The 14,884-nt window shown below is 71.1% G+C and carries 15 protein-coding genes; 10 read left to right on the forward strand and 5 right to left on the reverse strand.

Annotated elements, in window-relative coordinates:
* The first annotated feature begins 45 nt into the window (after nucleotides 1-45).
* The 5 genes from KY5_RS39010 (at nucleotide 46) to KY5_RS39030 (ending at nucleotide 5,304) form a co-directional block, all read left to right on the forward strand.
* Complete coding sequence (locus tag KY5_RS39010; protein ID WP_098246624.1) at nucleotides 46-1,137, forward strand: DUF1611 domain-containing protein; 1,092 nt, start codon at nucleotides 46-48, stop codon at nucleotides 1,135-1,137.
* Between the two features lie 32 nt (nucleotides 1,138-1,169).
* On the forward strand, nucleotides 1,170-2,486 hold the full coding sequence (locus KY5_RS39015; protein WP_098246625.1) for an ATP-grasp domain-containing protein: 1,317 nt from the start codon (nucleotides 1,170-1,172) through the stop codon (nucleotides 2,484-2,486).
* 93 nt (nucleotides 2,487-2,579) lie between these two features.
* Entirely contained in the window at nucleotides 2,580-3,329 is a 750-nt protein-coding gene (locus tag KY5_RS39020; protein ID WP_098246626.1) for an iron-containing redox enzyme family protein, read from the forward strand.
* 38 nt (nucleotides 3,330-3,367) lie between these two features.
* Nucleotides 3,368-4,246, forward strand: a complete 879-nt coding sequence (locus tag KY5_RS39025; protein ID WP_098246627.1) for a phytanoyl-CoA dioxygenase family protein — start codon at nucleotides 3,368-3,370, stop codon at nucleotides 4,244-4,246.
* Entirely contained in the window at nucleotides 4,246-5,304 is a 1,059-nt protein-coding gene (locus KY5_RS39030; protein ID WP_098246628.1) for an LLM class flavin-dependent oxidoreductase, read from the forward strand. Before KY5_RS39025 ends, KY5_RS39030 begins: the two co-directional genes overlap by 1 nt.
* A gap of 41 nt (nucleotides 5,305-5,345) precedes the next feature.
* Here KY5_RS39030 and KY5_RS39035 read toward each other — a convergent pair whose 3' ends face one another.
* Nucleotides 5,346-5,816: a potassium channel family protein gene (locus tag KY5_RS39035; protein ID WP_098247780.1), complete on the reverse strand. Its 471-nt coding sequence runs from the start codon at nucleotides 5,814-5,816 to the stop codon at nucleotides 5,346-5,348.
* 216 nt (nucleotides 5,817-6,032) lie between these two features.
* On the opposite strand from KY5_RS39035, the gene KY5_RS39040 reads away from it, so the two are divergent.
* Complete coding sequence (locus tag KY5_RS39040; RefSeq protein WP_098247781.1) at nucleotides 6,033-7,247, forward strand: cation:proton antiporter; 1,215 nt, start codon at nucleotides 6,033-6,035, stop codon at nucleotides 7,245-7,247.
* 6 nt (nucleotides 7,248-7,253) lie between these two features.
* On the opposite strand, the gene KY5_RS39045 is transcribed toward KY5_RS39040, so the two are convergent.
* Nucleotides 7,254-8,231 carry a S8 family peptidase gene (locus tag KY5_RS39045; protein ID WP_234363085.1) on the reverse strand — a complete coding sequence of 326 codons (978 nt, stop codon included), beginning with the start codon at nucleotides 8,229-8,231 and terminating at the stop codon, nucleotides 7,254-7,256.
* On the reverse strand, nucleotides 8,228-9,550 hold the full coding sequence (locus KY5_RS39050) for a hypothetical protein (protein WP_199843445.1): 1,323 nt from the start codon (nucleotides 9,548-9,550) through the stop codon (nucleotides 8,228-8,230). The genes KY5_RS39045 and KY5_RS39050 overlap by 4 nt, the downstream gene beginning before the upstream one ends.
* Before the next feature lie 174 nt (nucleotides 9,551-9,724).
* Between KY5_RS39050 and KY5_RS39055 the strand changes: the two genes are divergently transcribed.
* From KY5_RS39055 to KY5_RS39065, 3 genes are read left to right on the forward strand one after another with little or no spacing between them, the layout of a single operon-like run.
* On the forward strand, nucleotides 9,725-10,117 hold the full coding sequence (locus KY5_RS39055; RefSeq protein WP_098246630.1) for an SHOCT domain-containing protein: 393 nt from the start codon (nucleotides 9,725-9,727) through the stop codon (nucleotides 10,115-10,117).
* Nucleotides 10,118-10,147: 30 nt separating this feature from the next.
* A complete protein-coding gene (locus tag KY5_RS39060) occupies nucleotides 10,148-10,657 on the forward strand; it encodes a DUF6069 family protein (RefSeq protein WP_199843447.1) in 510 nt (169 codons plus the stop codon).
* Between the two features lie 48 nt (nucleotides 10,658-10,705).
* A complete protein-coding gene (locus KY5_RS39065) occupies nucleotides 10,706-12,043 on the forward strand; it encodes a chloride channel protein (RefSeq protein WP_418952853.1) in 1,338 nt (445 codons plus the stop codon).
* A gap of 22 nt (nucleotides 12,044-12,065) precedes the next feature.
* Here the strand turns inward: KY5_RS39065 and KY5_RS39070 are convergent, their stop codons facing one another.
* Entirely contained in the window at nucleotides 12,066-13,088 is a 1,023-nt protein-coding gene (locus tag KY5_RS39070) for an NAD(P)H-dependent flavin oxidoreductase (RefSeq protein WP_098246631.1), read from the reverse strand.
* A 106-nt stretch (nucleotides 13,089-13,194) separates the two neighbouring features.
* The gene (locus KY5_RS39075; RefSeq protein WP_098246632.1) at nucleotides 13,195-14,013 is read right to left on the reverse strand and encodes a helix-turn-helix transcriptional regulator; all 819 of its coding nucleotides are present in this window, start codon (nucleotides 14,011-14,013) and stop codon (nucleotides 13,195-13,197) included.
* Nucleotides 14,014-14,123: 110 nt separating this feature from the next.
* Here KY5_RS39075 and KY5_RS39080 point away from each other — a divergent pair, with 110 nt between their 5' ends.
* Nucleotides 14,124-14,861: an SDR family oxidoreductase gene (locus tag KY5_RS39080; RefSeq protein WP_098246633.1), complete on the forward strand. Its 738-nt coding sequence runs from the start codon at nucleotides 14,124-14,126 to the stop codon at nucleotides 14,859-14,861.
* The last annotated feature ends 23 nt before the right edge of the window (nucleotides 14,862-14,884 follow it).

A 14,884-nucleotide genomic window follows, 5' to 3' on the forward strand; every position in this document is an offset into this window, starting at 1 on the left:
CTCGTGTCATCGCTGAGAGAACCATCTAGTCCGTGGAGGAAAGACGTGGATCAGTTGAACCATGCGGAGCTGGTCGACAAGAAGTTCGTGCTGTTCGCCGAGGGGTGCTTCGGACTCTTCACGAGCAAGATCGCCGCCTCGCTGATCCGCTACCGAGGGGACCGCTGTGTCGCCGTGATCGACAGCCGCAAGGCCGGTCTCACCGTGCAGGACGTCCTCGGCTACGGCGGCGCGATCCCGATCGTCGGCCGCGTCGAGCACGCCCTGCCCCTGCGTCCCGAGGTCATGGTCATCGGCAAGGGCCTGCACTCCGCCGAACTGCCCTCGGGCTGGCGACCGCACATCCTGGCGGCCGCCAGGAACGGTCTCCACCTGATCAACTCGATCCACTACCGCCTCACCGACGACCCGGACATCGCCCGTGCCGTCCGTGAGAAGGGCGTCACCGTCTGGGAGACCAAGGACTCCCCGGCAGTGCCGCTCAACCGGGCCCGCGTCCTCGACCTGGACGCCTGGGTCATCCACACGTGCGGCAGCGACTCCAACATCGGCAAGAAGACCGCCGCCCTGCAACTCTGGAACGAGGCCAACCGCAGCGGCATCCGCACCGGCTTCGCCGCCACGGGACAGAGCGGCATGCTGATCTCCGGGCACGGCCTCGCCGTCGACGGCGTGCCCGGCGACTTCATGGCGGGCGCGGTCGAGCACGTCGTGATGGAGGCCGCCGTCGGCAACGAATGGGTCGTCGTCGAGGGCCAGGGTTCCCTCAACCACATCGGGTTCAGCGGCGTGGCCCTCGCCATACTCCACGGCGCCCTGCCGCACGCCCTGGTCTTCTGCCACCGCCTGGGCGCCGAGCGGACCAAGGTCTGGGAGACGCCCATCATCCCCCTGTCCGAGCTCATCCGCATGAACGAGGAGCTCACCGTCTTCGAGAGGCCCGCCAAGGTCGCGGCCGTCAGCGTCAACAGCATCGGCTTCACCGAGGAGGACTACCGCAGGGAGGCCGAGAAGCTGGAGGCCGATACCGGACTGCCCGTCGTCGACCCGGTCCGTGAGGGCGGCGGCCGCCTCGTGGACATCCTGCGCGCCCACCGGCGCGAGACCGCCGAGCGGCAGTTGGTCCGCGGGCGATGAGGACGGCCACGGAACTCCCAGGAGAGGCACAGATGAAGAAGGCGATCCTGCTCCTCATGCACCAGGGCAAGTCGTACGCCGAGGAGGTGGCCGCGGCCACCGACGGGCTCGGTCTGACCCTGGTCGCCCTCAGCTCCCGGCCGGAGGTGCCCGGAGCCCTGGAAGCGAGTTGCCAACACGTGGCGGACCGCGTGGTCACCGAGGAACCCGAACTGCACTCCGGCGACGTCGAGAAGGCCGTGCGCGAACTCGCCGACCGGGGCTACCGGGTCGAGGCGGCCCTCGCCACCTTCGAGGGCTACCGGCTCCTGATGGCCGAGCTCAACGAGCGGCTCGGCGCGCGCGACTGCGCCGAACCCGCGCTGCGCCTCTGCCTCGACAAGTACGCACTGCGCCGCCACCTCTTCGCCGAGGGGCTGAGCGAGGTCCGGTGCCACCGCGTCACCCCCGGCGTGCGCCCCGAACTCGACGCCCGCGCAAGCTGGTTCGTCAAGCCGGTGCGCGGCGCCTCGTCCTTCGCGACCTTCGTCCTCGACGACATCGGCGACCTGGCCTACCTGCCCGCGATCCAGGAGCAGATGCGTGCCGACCGGCGCATGAAGGCGATCTTCATGGACCGGTACGACTTCCTGGTCGAGGAGTACGTCGAGGGACCGGAGTTCAGCTTCGAGACGTTCCTCCTCGACGGCCGCGTCCACCACCTGTGCGTCCACGAGAAGGCCCGCGTGGAACGCCTGGAACGGACCGTCCTCGAGGGGATGTCGGTCAGTCCGCCCGTGAGCCTCGGCCGTGAACTCGTCCTGGAGGGAGCCGACCACGTCACCCGCTGCCTGGCCGCGCTTGCGGGCTCCGGTCTCACCGACGGCGCCTTCCACGTCGAGGTGAAGTACTGGGAGTCGAGGAAGCGCTGGGAGATCATCGAGATCAACCCCCGGATGGGCGGCAGCCTCATCAACGCCAGCGTCCGGACCGTCACCGGACACTCCCTCCTCGACCTGTGGACCGAGTCCCTGCTGCTGCCCGACGACGAGCGGGACGCCTTCCACGACCGGCTCGCCCGTGCCTCCCAGCTGGAGGCACTGCGCACCGGTGCGCCCACCCGGGCGACCGTGTTTCTCAGCAAGTACGGCGAGAAGGGGCGGACCGTCGACGCGATCCGCTTCGAGCCGCCCACCCGGCCGCCCCGCATCCTGCGCGTCCACGCGACGGAGGGCACCGAACTCGAGGCGTCCGACCGGGGGATCTGCCTGATGGACGCCTTGTGGGACGTGGCGCCCGACCGCCTCGCCGCCGAGACGGACTTCCTCGACCGACACGCGACGGAGCATTTCCACGTCCGCTACCGGTGACCCGATTCCACTGGCCCTTCCGTGAACACCCCGTCCGTGAACACCCCTCCCGTGAACACCCCTCCCGCGAACCCGCACTTGAAGGAGATTGCGATGAACCGTGTGCAGAGCACCGGGATCACCCACCCGAAGCCGTTCTACGACGAGGCGCAGAGCCGTCTGAAGAAGGCCGAGCTCGACCGCTACCTGGACAAGAAGATGGCGGAGTGGAAGGCCACCGTCCCCTTCGCCTCGCACCTGACCGAGCCCGAACTCCACCAGGCGTACTACCGCCGGACCCTCATCGAGCACGTGTGGCGGATCCGCCTCTCGCGGGTCAGCCAGTCCAAAGCCATCTACAAGATCGCCCAGGTCGCGCCGAGGGCCGCCCGCGACTACGCGCAGTACCAGGCCGACGAGATGCTCCACGACAAGCTGTACATCAGTGACGCCGCGGCCGCCGGGGTCACCGAGGAGGAGATCCTCGCCACCGAGCCCTACCTCTCCACCCGCCTCCTCGAAGGCTTCTTCTACTACGCCCTCGAGCACGAGTCGCCCCTCGCGCCGGTCGTCTCCAACTACCTGGTGGAGTACACCCAGATCAAGCTCCAGCCGGCCATCGTCGAGAACCTCCAGGAGCGGCTCGGCAAGGAGAACGTCAAGGGGCAGGCCGCCCACCTCCACGTCGACGCCACCGAGGACCATTCCCAGGAGATGTGGGACATCCTCCACCAGCTGATCTTCAGCGAGGAGGACTACGAGCAGGTCTTCAGGTACATCGACGACGTCCAGGAGATCCTCGCGATGTTCTTCCGGGAGATCTACGCGGACACCGTCGCCAAGCACGCCGAGACCGCCGTGTGACGCGTACGTCCCAGACCCAGCAGAGAGGAACCCCACGCATGTCCGCACCCGACACGGCCGCGCTCGTCAAGGAGTACCGCGAGAACGGCTTCGCGGTCGCCGAGCGTCTCTTCGACCCGAGCGAGGTAGCCGAACTCAACACCGCCGTCACGGAGATCCTGGACGTCCCCGACATCGGCTCCGTCGCCGAAGTGGAGCCCGGCGACAACGGCGTGGCCCGCCGGATCTGGTCGCCCACCAAGCAGCACTCCGCCTTCGAGCGGGCCGCCGCGCACCCCGCGCTGCTCGACCACCTCGAGGCGCTCATCGGCCCCGACATCCTGTTCCACTACAGCAAGCTCCACCTCAAGGCCCCGCACGTGGGCAGCGTCGTGGAGTGGCACCAGGACTTCGCCTACTACCCCCACACCAACACCGACCTGGTGACGGCCCTCGTCTACCTCGACGACACCACCATCGAGAACTCCGCCCTCCAGGTCGCCCCGGGCTCTCATCTGGGCGGACTCGCCGACCACTACGTCGACGGCTACTTCCGCGGCAAGGTGACGGGCGCCGACGCCCCCGACCCGGCCCACGCCGTACCCGTCGAGGCGCCCGCCGGCAGCGTCGTCTTCATCCACTGCCTGCTCCTGCACTACTCACCCCCGAACCGCTCCGACCGGTACCGCCGCGCCTACCTGCCGGCCTACCGGGCGGCCGACGCCTACCCGATCCACTTCGGATCGCACGCCGGTCACAACGAGCCGGGGGTGAAGCTGCTGCGCGGCAGCGTGTCCGACACGGCACGCGTGGAGGCGGGGGCGTGGCGTCTCCCGCTCGCCGAGCGCCCGTTCGGCTCGCTCTTCCAGCTCCAGGAGGGCGCCGCCACCGCCGCGGCGGCGACCACCGGGTACGCCACGCTGGGGGAGGCGAAGTGATGGCCGCCGAGCTGAGAGTGCACTGGAACTCTCCGCTCAGCGGACAGCAGAAGGCATCCGGGAAATACCAGGTCGGCCAGCTGGACTTCGACGGGATCGTCGACTTCGCGCAGGAGGCGGACCGCCTGGGCGTCGACTCGCTCCTCATGGGGATCGGCTTCCACATGCCTGATCCGCTTCCGATGCTCGGCGCCCTGGTCCGCGAGACCGAACGCGTCAAGTTCCTCCTCGCCTACCGTCCCGGGCTGCTTCCGCCGACGCTCTTCGCCCAGGTGGTCAACACGGTCTCGTGGATGTCGGACGGGCGGATATCCCTCAACCTGGTCGCCGGTACCTCCCCGGCCGAGCAGGCGTACTACGGAGACTTCCTCGCCCACGACGAGCGCTACGCACGCTCCAACGAGTTCCTGGAGATCCTCCACCGGTTCTGGCGCGGTGAGACCCCGCTGTCCTACGAGGGCGAGCACTACCGCATCGAGGGCGCACAGATCGGCCTGGGATACAAGGGCGGAGGCCGTCCCGAGATATACATCAGCGGGGCATCCGACGTGGCACAGCAGACCGCCGTGGACCACGGCGACTGCTGGTTGCGGTACGGCGACACTCCCGAGGGGCTGGCCGCCGCGGCGAAGCCCGTCCTGGCGCAGGGCGGCCGGGTGGGAACGCGCATGCACGTACTGGCGAGGGAGACCCGTGCCCAGGCACTGGCGGATCTCGCGGACATGATGCGCGATCCCGACGAAGAGCACCGCAAACGGATCGCGGCCGCCGTGGCGTCCTCCGATTCCGTGGCCGTGAACACGTCCTTCCACCTGGCCGAGTCCGCGGAATCCGACTGGCTCTCTCCCTTGCTGTTCTCCGGGGCCGTCGCCTATCGCGGCGGGCCTGCCCTGTGCGTGGTGGGCAGCTATGAGGAAGTCGCGGCGTACCTCTACGAGTACAAGCTGGCCGGGATCAGCGAGTTCATCTTCTCGGGCTGGCCCACCCGGGAGGAGATGCGGATCTTCTACACCCGCGTGCTGCCGCTGCTGCGCCGGCACGAACGCGCCGGAGTCTGAGCCGCGCCGGGGGAGTCCCGAGGGACTTCCCCCCGGCCGGATCAGCCCTGACGGCGCTCGGCTGACCCCCTGCCGCGCCGCACGATCCTGCCGCGCAGCAGCCGCGTCAGGGTGGTCGCGCCCGCGGTGAGGAAGACGAAGCTGTAGAGCAGTTGCAGGAGCGTGAGGACGCGCGCCGTCTGGCCGCTCGGACTGATGTCCCCGTAGCCGACCGTGGCGAGCGTGACGACGGTGAAGTACAGCGCGTCCACACGTGTGCGCAGCCCGATGAACTCGCCCTGCTGCCGCGCGAGCACGTAGTACGCCGACGCGAACAGCAGGACCGTCAGACACATCAGCCCCGCGATCATCCAGGCCGGTCTGGTGCCGGTCCGCTCGGCGAGCACGTGCTGGATCTGCCGGAGCAGCGCGACGGCGACCAGCGTGAGCCCGGCGACGAACGCGAGCCAGCTCAGGAGCGGCCGGTGCGGGCCCAGCAGGTGCAGCGGCAGCAGGAAGTACGCCGTGACCATGACCGCCGACGCCGTCGCGAGCAGGGCGGGCCGGTGCCAGAGCGTCCTCTTGTCGTCGTCCGTAGGGTCCTTCACCGTGGCGCGCGCCGCCGTTCCCCGGCGGTCCGGTGCGCCGGAAGCCCCAGTCTCACCCGCACGGTCCGTTCTCGCATGCGCCGGGAGCCCGCCTCGCCGAAGGTCGAAACGACACGAACCGGCGCGGAGCAGGGGGACGGTGTGGACCAGGCAGGGACACTCATCCTGATCATGGCGGCCGCCGTACTCGCCCCGCTGCTCGCGCACGGGACGGGGCGGTGGATCCGGATCCCCGTGGTCATCTTCGAGATCGTGCTCGGCATCCTGATCGGCCCGGACGTACTCGGCTGGGCACACAGCGACGAGGTCGTCGACGTCCTCTCCGACCTCGGCCTCTCCATGCTGATCTTCCTGGCCGGATACGAGATCGAGTTCGGCGCCATCCGCGGGGACACCCTGCGCAGGGCGAGCCGGGCGTGGGTGGTCTCGCTGCTGCTCGGCCTCGCGGGCGCGCTGGCCCTGACCGGCTTCGACCTGGCGCGCACGGTGATCATCGGTACGGCGCTGACCAGCACGGCCCTCGGGACGGTGCTGCCGATCCTGCGGGACAGCGGGGACCTGGAGGGCCGCTTCGGCACGGTGATGATGGCGTTCGGGGCGCTCGGCGAGTTCGGACCGATCATCGCGATGTCGGTGCTGCTCAGTGGGCGTGACCCCGGCGCCTCCACGGTCGTCCTCATCGTCTTCGCCGCCATCACCGCGGCCGCCGTCTGGTGGGCGCTGCGCCCGCGCCCGCCCTGGTTCAGCCAGGTCGTCCGGGCGACCCTGCACACCAGCGGGCAGTTCGCGGTCCGCTTCGTGATGCTCCTCCTGGTCGCGATGCTCGCCCTGTCACAGGCGTTCGGACTCGACGTGCTCCTCGGCGCCTTCGCCGCCGGTCTCCTCACGCGGCTCGTGCTCCAGGGCTCGGTCCCCGAGAGCAGCGAGCAGGTGCTCGAAAAGGTGGAGGCGATGGGCTTCGGCTTCCTCGTGCCGCTGTTCTTCATCGCCACCGGCATCCAGTTCGACCTCGCCTCGCTCCTGGACGGCGGGCGCGCGCTGTTGCTGCTGCCCGTCTTCCTGGTCCTGTTCGTGGTCGTCCGCGGGCTGCCCGCCTACCTGCTCGCACCACGGGATCTCTCCCCCCTCAGCCGCAGGGCGCTGTCGCTGTACTCGGCCACCTGTCTGCCGCTCGTCGTCGCCATCACGGCGATCGGCGTCGACGACGAGGTGCTCGGCGAGAGCACGGCGGCCGCCCTCGTCGGCGCGGCGATGATCTCCGTCCTGGTGTTTCCGCTGCTCGCGATGCGGGTGCGCGCACGCGAGCGGCACGTGTCGGCCAAGCTGCCGCCCGCTGCGGAGACGGAGAGCTGGTGAGGGAGCTCAGTCGTCCGCCGCGTCGACGGCGGCCTTCGCGTCGACCACGCCGAGGCCGAGCCGCTTCTGGGACCCCGGGTCCTTCGTCGTGTCGCGGATGGTCTTCATGATGGCGTCGGGGTCCTTGCCCTGCTGGTGCAGGAGCGCGGCGACCGCCGCGACGTGGGGCGCCGCCATCGAGGTGCCGTCGAGCTTCCCATAGCCCGAGTCGTTCTTCTTCGTGAGCTCGACGGTGTAGGTGGGCAGTGTGGAGAGGATCTGGACGCCGGGGGCCGAAACGGCGTTCTGCGCGCCGAAGTTGGAGAAGTCCGCAGGGCGCCCCTTCTGGTCGCTCGCGCCGACCACGAGGACCGGGGTGCCGACCTTGTACGGCTGGGTGGCCGCGCCGTCGTTCCCGGCGGCGGCCACCACCACGGCGCCCTTGTCATGGGCGTGCTGGATGGCCCGGTTGAGGATGCCGCCCTGGAGCAGGTTCGACATCAACGGGCCCTCGCCGAGGGAGAGGTTGATGACGTCGGCGCCGTGGTCGGCGGCCCAGATGATGCCCTTGGTGATGTTGGCGTTGCTGCCGCTGCCGTCGTCGCCCATCACCCGGACGGGCATGATCTTCGCGCCGGGTGCCCCGCCCGCGATGCCCTTGCCGTTGTCGGTGTCCGCCGCCGCGATGCCCGCCACGTGCGTGCCGTGGCCGAACCCGTCCTCGGGACGCTTGTCCCCGTCCACGAAGTCGTAGCCGTCCACGAGCCGGTCCTCGAGGTCCGGGTGGCCCAGGTCGACGCCGCTGTCGACGACGGCGATGACGGTGTCGTCGCCCTTGGCCTGCTGCCAGGCGGCGGGCAACTCGAGGGCGTCCAGGGCCCACTGCTGGCCGCGCATCGGGTCGGCCTTGTCGTCGTTGTCGTCGCCGCATCCCGTGGCGGCACCGGCGAGCAGGAGGCAGCCCGCCACGAGGGCGGCACGGGTTCGGGCAGTGGTGCGCATCATGAGTCTCCTTGGGTCGAGGTGCCGATCGGGGGGTCCGGACGAGTGCGCGGTGTGGACGAAGGGGCGGATGACGGGGCGGACCGGTCGGCCTGGCCGCCGCCCAGGAACTCCACGACGGCCAGCGCGAGCAGCAGCCACAGGGCGATCCCGAGGACCGTCCACCCCGTCGGGTGGGACCGGAGCAGATAGGCCAGCAGCGCGGCGGCCACCAGCACCCAGGTGAGCCAGGTGCGACGGCGGCGTACGAAGGGGCCCACGGGTCCGGTACGCATCCCGGCCCGCTCGGCGGTCGTGCGCACGGCCCCGATCCCGGCGGACCAGAGGTCGCGGGTCAGACGGGCGCCGCGCCCCGGTCCGCTGAGCCACGCGCCGACGGCGACCACGACGCCGAGCGCGACGACCATGCGGACCGTGGTGAAGAGGAAGTGGGTCAGGGTGTCGTACACGGCGGCGGCCGCGTCGTGCGAGACGTCCGCGGGCAGCCGGTCGAGAGAGATCACCCGGAAGACCCGCAGGCCGATGCCGAGCAGCCCGGTGGCCACGGCGACGGCCAGCGCACCCGTGACCAGTGCCCTGCGCCTGCGTACGGAGAGCAGCACGCCCGCGGCGACCAGCACGAGAGAGACGACGGGCAGCCAGTTCCCGGCCAGTTGCAGCAGTCGTACGTACGTCCTGGCCTTGCCGATGTTCTCCGAGGTGACGAGGGTGAACTCGGTGTGGACCTCGGGGATGCGGCCCGCGACGCCCAGGCCGTCGTCGACCAGCCGCTGCTTCACCCGGTCCACCAGCGGCCCGAGGTCCAGGGTGACGGTGTCGTCCTGGAGCTCGACCGCGTCGCCGCCCTTGCCGGTGAGCGCCTTGTCCAGGGCGCCGTGAGCCTCCCGGTTGGCCTGCCTCCAGATCGCCTCGAACGCGTCCGAACGGGTCACGGCGAGTGCCTTGTCGTGGACGAAGCTCCGGACCGCGCCCTCCAACGAGTCGCCCAGCCTGCCGAGCGACTTCTCCAGGCGCGGCCGGTCATCGGGCGTCACGTCGGAGAGCAGGGCCGACAGGTCGATGCGGGACATGAGCGCGTCGGTGGCCCGGTTCGCGGCGGCCTCCCGCACGGCGGGGTCGGAGGCGAGCGGGCCGACGGTGGCGACGTAACGGTCGGTGTCACCGACCTCGTCGGCCGCCCACGCGGCGACCACCGACAGCGGCGCGAGCACACACCCCACCACGATGAGGACGGCGGCGAGGAAGGAACGGCCGCGACGGCGCGGGGACGCGGTGGAGGAGCCGGGAGACCTGCCTGCGGCCGCTCCGTCGTCCTGCGCCACAGTCGCCTCCTCGCCGCATGTCCGTGCTGCCCTCAGGGGATCGTTCGCGGGGCTCGTCGGCGAGGCGGGTCAGCCAATCAGGTGAACCCGCTCACCGGGATTTCGGAAATGCGCGGAACCAGGGGCGCGGCGATACTTCGAAGCACCGTCCGCACGCCTGGAAAAGGGGACGTCATGGACGACTATCCGCTTCTCGACCTCTTTCTCACCATGCTGTTCTTCTTCCTCTGGATCATGTGGCTCTTCCTGCTCTTCAGAGTCGTCATGGACGTCTTCCGCGACGAGGAACTCAGCGGCTGGGCCAAGGCGGGCTGGCTGATCTTCTGCATCGTGCTCCCGTACGTCGGAGTGCTCGTCTACGTCATCGTGCGCGGTCGCGGCATGGGACAACGGGACGTCGAACGGTCGCGCAAGGCGGAGGCGGCCTTCCAGGACTACATCCGCAAGACGGCCGCGGACGGGCAGCAGAGCGGATCCGACGAACTCGTCCGGCTGGCCCAATTGCACGAATCCGGCGCGCTCAACGACGAAGAATTCGCCCGCGCCAAGACCAAACTGCTCGCCTGAATTCCCCATCCCGCAAAAGGAATCGCCCTCGTGGAATCACCGAACAGTCCTTACGGCCGGTCGAGCACGCCGTACAGCGTCCCGCCGCCCTCGCCCGATCCGACGCCCCTGCCGCCCGCCGGGCCGCGCCTCGACGCCGGGCGGCTGTGGGCGGGCGGCGTGATGACCGCGGTGGTCGCCGCGCTCACGGCCGTCGTCGCGCTCATGCTCGTACGCGGTGTGCTCGGCATCGCCGTGTTCGCGCCGGAGGGCGACGGCGCGATGGGCAACGCGACCACGGGGGCCCTGGCGGGCGGCGCCGCCGTCGCGGCGCTCGTGGCGACCGCCCTGCTGCACCTGCTGATCGCGGCGACCCCCCGCCCCGAGCGGTTCTTCGCCTGGATCGTCGCGCTCGCCACGGCGGTCATGGTCCTGCTGCCCTTCACCGCGGCTGCCTCCCTCCCCGCGAAGATCGGCACCGCGGCCGTCTATCTGCTCATCGGCGTCGCCATCGGCTCGCTGCTGTCCTCGGTGGCCCGCAGCGCGGTGAGCCGGGGCTGACCACACCGCCCTTCGTCCCCTCGCCCCTTCGTCCTGAACGGTCTTTGCATGGTCGCCATGGAGGACGCGCAGCCCGACGTCGACGTCCCGCCGGACGCCCCGTACCGGATCCTGCTCAGCGGCCGCTACCTCCGGATGCTCCTGCTCTCCCTCGTCTTCGGCGTGCTCATCGCGCTCGCCTGCTTCTTCTTCGTGGGACTGCAGCACTGGCTCCAGCACGAGGTGTGGACGAACCTCCCCAAGGCCGTGGGCTACCGGGAGGCGCCCTGGTGGTGGCCGCTGCCCGCCCTCGCGCTCGCCGGGCTGCTCCTCGCTCCGATCGTCTCGCGCGCCCCGGGCGGCGGCGGGCACCTGCCGGTGAACGGCCTGGGCGGAGCGCCCATCGGGCCGCGCGAGCTGCCGGGTGTCGTCCTCGCGGCGCTCATGACGCTGCCGCTCGGCGTGGTCCTCGGCCCCGAGGCGCCGCTCATGGCGGTGGGCAGCGGACTCGCCCTGCTGGCCGTACGCAGGATCAAGGGCGCGAGCGATCCGCAGACGGCGGCGCTCGTGGCCACCGCCGGATCCACGGCGGCCATCTCCACGATCCTCGGCGGTCCCGTCGTCGCGGCCCTCCTCGTCGTCGAGGCGGCAGGGCTCGCCGGGGCCCGCCTCGTCGTCCTGCTCCTGCCCTGCCTCACCGCGAGCGCCGCCGGAGCGGTGGTCTTCACCGGCTTCGGCGCCTGGACGGGCCTCTCCATCGGCGGGCTCGGACTGCCCACCGTGCCGCCCGTCGCCAACCCCGACGCGGGCGACTTCCTGTGGGGCGTCCCGCTCGCCGCGCTCATCGCGGGTGCCGTCGCGCTGACCCGGCGCCTCGGCCGGGTGACAGGACGCTGGACGGGCGGCGGACACACCGCGGTCCGCACGGTCGGCTGCGCCGTCGCGGTGGGCGGCTGTCTCACCGCGTACGCACTGATCACCGGGCGTTCCCCGGAGGAGGCCGCGCTCTCCGGCCAGGCGACCCTCGGCCACCTCGCGGCGGACCCGGGCGCGTGGTCGGTGGCGGCGCTGCTCGCGCTGGTCGTCTGCAAGGGCCTCGCCTGGAGCATCAGCCTCGGGAGCCTGCGCGGCGGACCGATCTTCCCCGCCCTGTTGCTCGGGGCGGCGGCGGCCCTGGCCTGTTCGGGACTGCCCGGCCTCGGTACGACCCCGGCTCTCGCGCTCGGCATCTGCGCGGCGGCGACGGCGGTGATGGGCCTTCCGCTGTGCAGCGCGGTGCTCACGGTGCTGCTACTGGGCGAGGACGCGTACGACCAGATGCCGCTGATCGTGCTCACCGCGGTCGTCGCGCATCTGACGGTGCTGCTGGTGAACCGTACGGCCGACGCCCGCGCGGCGGCCGGGTAGGCGAGCGGGGACGGTCGGCGCGTCAGCGGGCGGCCCCGAAGCGGTTCAGGACCCGTTCGGCCCCGGCCATCATGTCCCGCACGATGTCCCCGGCGGGCCGTACGTCATGGACGAGGCCGACGCCCTGTCCCATCAGCCACGGCATCTCCTCCCAGTCGGCCTCGGTCGCGGGGCTCGGGGGCAGCACGTTGAACTTGCGCAGCACGGTCCGCTCTCCCTGGAAGACCGTGGTGCCCACCTGATCGAGCGCGTCACGGTCGGTCGGCACCTCGTCGAGCCGTGCGTGCCACTCGTCCACCACCCGGTCACGCTGCACCCGCATCGGGTTGAAATCCGGCCACTCGGGGCCGAAGACCCCGGTCCGCACCGTGTCCCGGCCCCGGGCGGCGACCAGCCGCCGGTGGTGCTCGGGATGCACGTCGGCCTCCCGCGAGGCGACGAGGCGCGTGCCCACCCAGACGCCGTCGGCGCCCAGGCACAGCGCTGCGGCGACCTGGCGCCCTTCGGTGATGCCGCCCGCCGCGAGGACCAGCGCGCGATCGCCCACGGCGTCCACGACCTCGGGCACGCCGACCAGCGTGGGCAGGCCGCCGTAGTTGTGCCCGCCCGCCTCCCAGCCCTGGGCGACGACGACTTCCACGCCGTCGTCGGCGGCGCGTTCGGCCGCCTCGGCGGACGCGACCTGCTCCCACACCGAAATCCCGGCCTCGCGCAGGTACGTGAGCTGCTCGGCGGGTGGGTGGCCCCAGTGGAAGGAGACGATCGGCACCTGCTCGTCGACGCAGACGCGGACGGACTCGGTGGTGTCGAAGTAGCTGACGAGGTTGACGTGGAAGGGCGCGCCTCCCGCCCGCGCGCGGATCTCGCGGATGGTCCGCCTGAGCCGGTCCGTGGGCATGAGCGCGGCGCCCACCGCGCCGATCCCGCCCGCCGTGGAGACCGCGGCGGCGAGGTCGGCGGTGCCGCCCGCGAAGGCCATCCCGGCGCAGACGAACGGGTAGCGGACGGCGAACCTCTCCGTGAGCCGGGTGGACAGCACGCTCATGACGGGTTCCTCCTGGCGTCGGCGCCGCCGGTACCGGGCATCGAAGCACCGCGTATACGGCCGGAGGGAGACGAATACGCGCCCTTCACCGGAGCGCGCGGGCCGGTCAGGGCGTGCCGTTCCCGTCCGACGCGTCATCGGCGACGTAGATCACCAGGGTGTGATCGGGCTGCTCGGCCAGATGGAACGCCGTGTACGCGTACTCGGTCACCCCCGGGCCGGGACTCCGCAGCCGTTTCCTGCCGCCGTGCCTGACCTGTACGTCGTACCGCGGCCACCACGCCCGCACTTCCTCGCTGCCCGCCTTCAACTCGTCGATGAGAGCGCGGTAGCGCGGGTCGTCGGGATGGCGTCCTGACAGTGTCCGCAGCCGGGCGAGCAACCCCCGTGCCTCCGCCTCCCAGTCGACCACCACGTCACGGGCCGCGGGGTCGAGGAACGTCCAGCGGGCGAGGTTCGAGGGTGTGCCCGGGGCCTCGGCGAGGTGCGGGAAGAGCTCCTCCGCCGCCCGGTTGTGACTGAGCACGTCGTACGTGCCGTCGATGATGTAGGCGGGCTGCGGCTGGAGCAGTCCGGGAACCGCCGCCACCTCGGAGGGGAGCCGCGCGGGCGCCTCGTGCGCGGTCTGGACGGTGTGCGCGTGACCTGCGAGCCGCCGGAGGTGCTCGCGCTCGCCCTCGTCGAGCAGCAGCGTCCTGGCGAGGGAGTCGAGCACCTGCTCCGAGGCGCGGATGTCCCTGCCCTGCTCCAAGTACGTGTACCAGGTGGCGCTGATCCCGGCGAGCAGCGCGAGTTCCTCCCTGCGCAGCCCCGGCGTACGGCGTCGTCCGGTACGCGGCAGGCCGACCTCGTCCGGGGCGACGCGCTCTCGGCGACTGCGCAGGAAGGCGCCCAGCTCACGGCGTTGTTCGGGACCTTGCGGCATGGTGGATGGCACCTCTTATTCCAGGATGAACACGTTCTGTATACCAGGGTCCGGTTCTCGCAGACTGAGGGCGGCGGAAGCCGCAGCGGGCGAGAAGAGAGAGGGACCCCATGTCGGGAATCGAAGGCAAGGTCGTGGCGATCACGGGCGCGGGCAGCGGCATCGGCGAGGCGACCGCGCTGCTGCTCGCCGAGCGGGGCGCGCGGGTCGTCCTTGGCGGCCGCAGGGTGGAGCGCCTCGCGGACGTGGCGGCCAGGATCGGGGACGCGGGCGGCGAGGCAGTGCGTCTGCGCACCGACGTGACCCGCCGGGAGGACCTGCACGCCCTGGTCGCGTTGGCCACCGAGCGGTTCGGCCGTCTGGACGTGCTGGTCGGCAACGCGGGGGTGGGGACGATCTCACCCCTCGACGACCTGCGCGTCGACGAGTGGGACCACATGGTCGACGTGAACGTCAAAGGGCTGCTCCACGGAATCGGTGCCGCGCTGCCGGTCTTCCGCACGCAGGGCGGTGGCCACTTCGTCACCACCTGCTCCACCGCGGCGTTCCGCATCGTGCCGAACATGGCCGTCTACGCGGGAACCAAGGTCGCGGTGCGGGCCATCTGCGAAGGGCTGCGCCAGGAAGCAGGGGACTCCCTGCGGGTGACCACGGTCTCGCCCGGCATGATCCACACGGAATTCGCCGAGGCGTCGACCAACCAGCGGGTCAGGGCGGAGATCTCGGCGGCAAGGGACCGCGTTGCGATCCCGCCCGACGCGGTCGCCCGGGCGATCGCGTACGCCATCGAGCAGCCCGCCGCCGTCGACGTGAGCGAGATCGTCGTACGGCCCACCGCCCAGAGCTGACGCGTCCGGACCCCGGCCACCGG

The organism is Streptomyces formicae (assembly GCF_002556545.1).
Classification (GTDB): Bacteria; Actinomycetota; Actinomycetes; order Streptomycetales; family Streptomycetaceae; genus Streptomyces; species Streptomyces formicae_A.

Bases quoted from the DNA above. Each gene is read 5' to 3' on its own strand.
- KY5_RS39015 (WP_098246625.1), top strand. From the start codon at position 1,170: ATGAAGAAGGCGATCCTGCTCCTCATGCACCAGGGCAAGTCGTACGCC.
- KY5_RS39020 (WP_098246626.1), top strand. From the start codon at position 2,580: ATGAACCGTGTGCAGAGCACCGGGATCACCCACCCGAAGCCGTTCTAC.
- KY5_RS39025 (WP_098246627.1), top strand. From the start codon at position 3,368: ATGTCCGCACCCGACACGGCCGCGCTCGTCAAGGAGTACCGCGAGAAC.
- KY5_RS39030 (WP_098246628.1), top strand. From the start codon at position 4,246: ATGGCCGCCGAGCTGAGAGTGCACTGGAACTCTCCGCTCAGCGGACAG.
- KY5_RS39035 (WP_098247780.1), bottom strand. From the start codon at position 5,816: ATGGTCACGGCGTACTTCCTGCTGCCGCTGCACCTGCTGGGCCCGCAC.
- KY5_RS39045 (WP_234363085.1), bottom strand. From the start codon at position 8,231: ATGATGCGCACCACTGCCCGAACCCGTGCCGCCCTCGTGGCGGGCTGC.
- KY5_RS39055 (WP_098246630.1), top strand. From the start codon at position 9,725: ATGGACGACTATCCGCTTCTCGACCTCTTTCTCACCATGCTGTTCTTC.
- KY5_RS39065 (WP_418952853.1), top strand. From the start codon at position 10,706: ATGGTCGCCATGGAGGACGCGCAGCCCGACGTCGACGTCCCGCCGGAC.
- KY5_RS39070 (WP_098246631.1), bottom strand. From the start codon at position 13,088: ATGAGCGTGCTGTCCACCCGGCTCACGGAGAGGTTCGCCGTCCGCTAC.
- KY5_RS39075 (WP_098246632.1), bottom strand. From the start codon at position 14,013: ATGCCGCAAGGTCCCGAACAACGCCGTGAGCTGGGCGCCTTCCTGCGC.
- KY5_RS39080 (WP_098246633.1), top strand. From the start codon at position 14,124: ATGTCGGGAATCGAAGGCAAGGTCGTGGCGATCACGGGCGCGGGCAGC.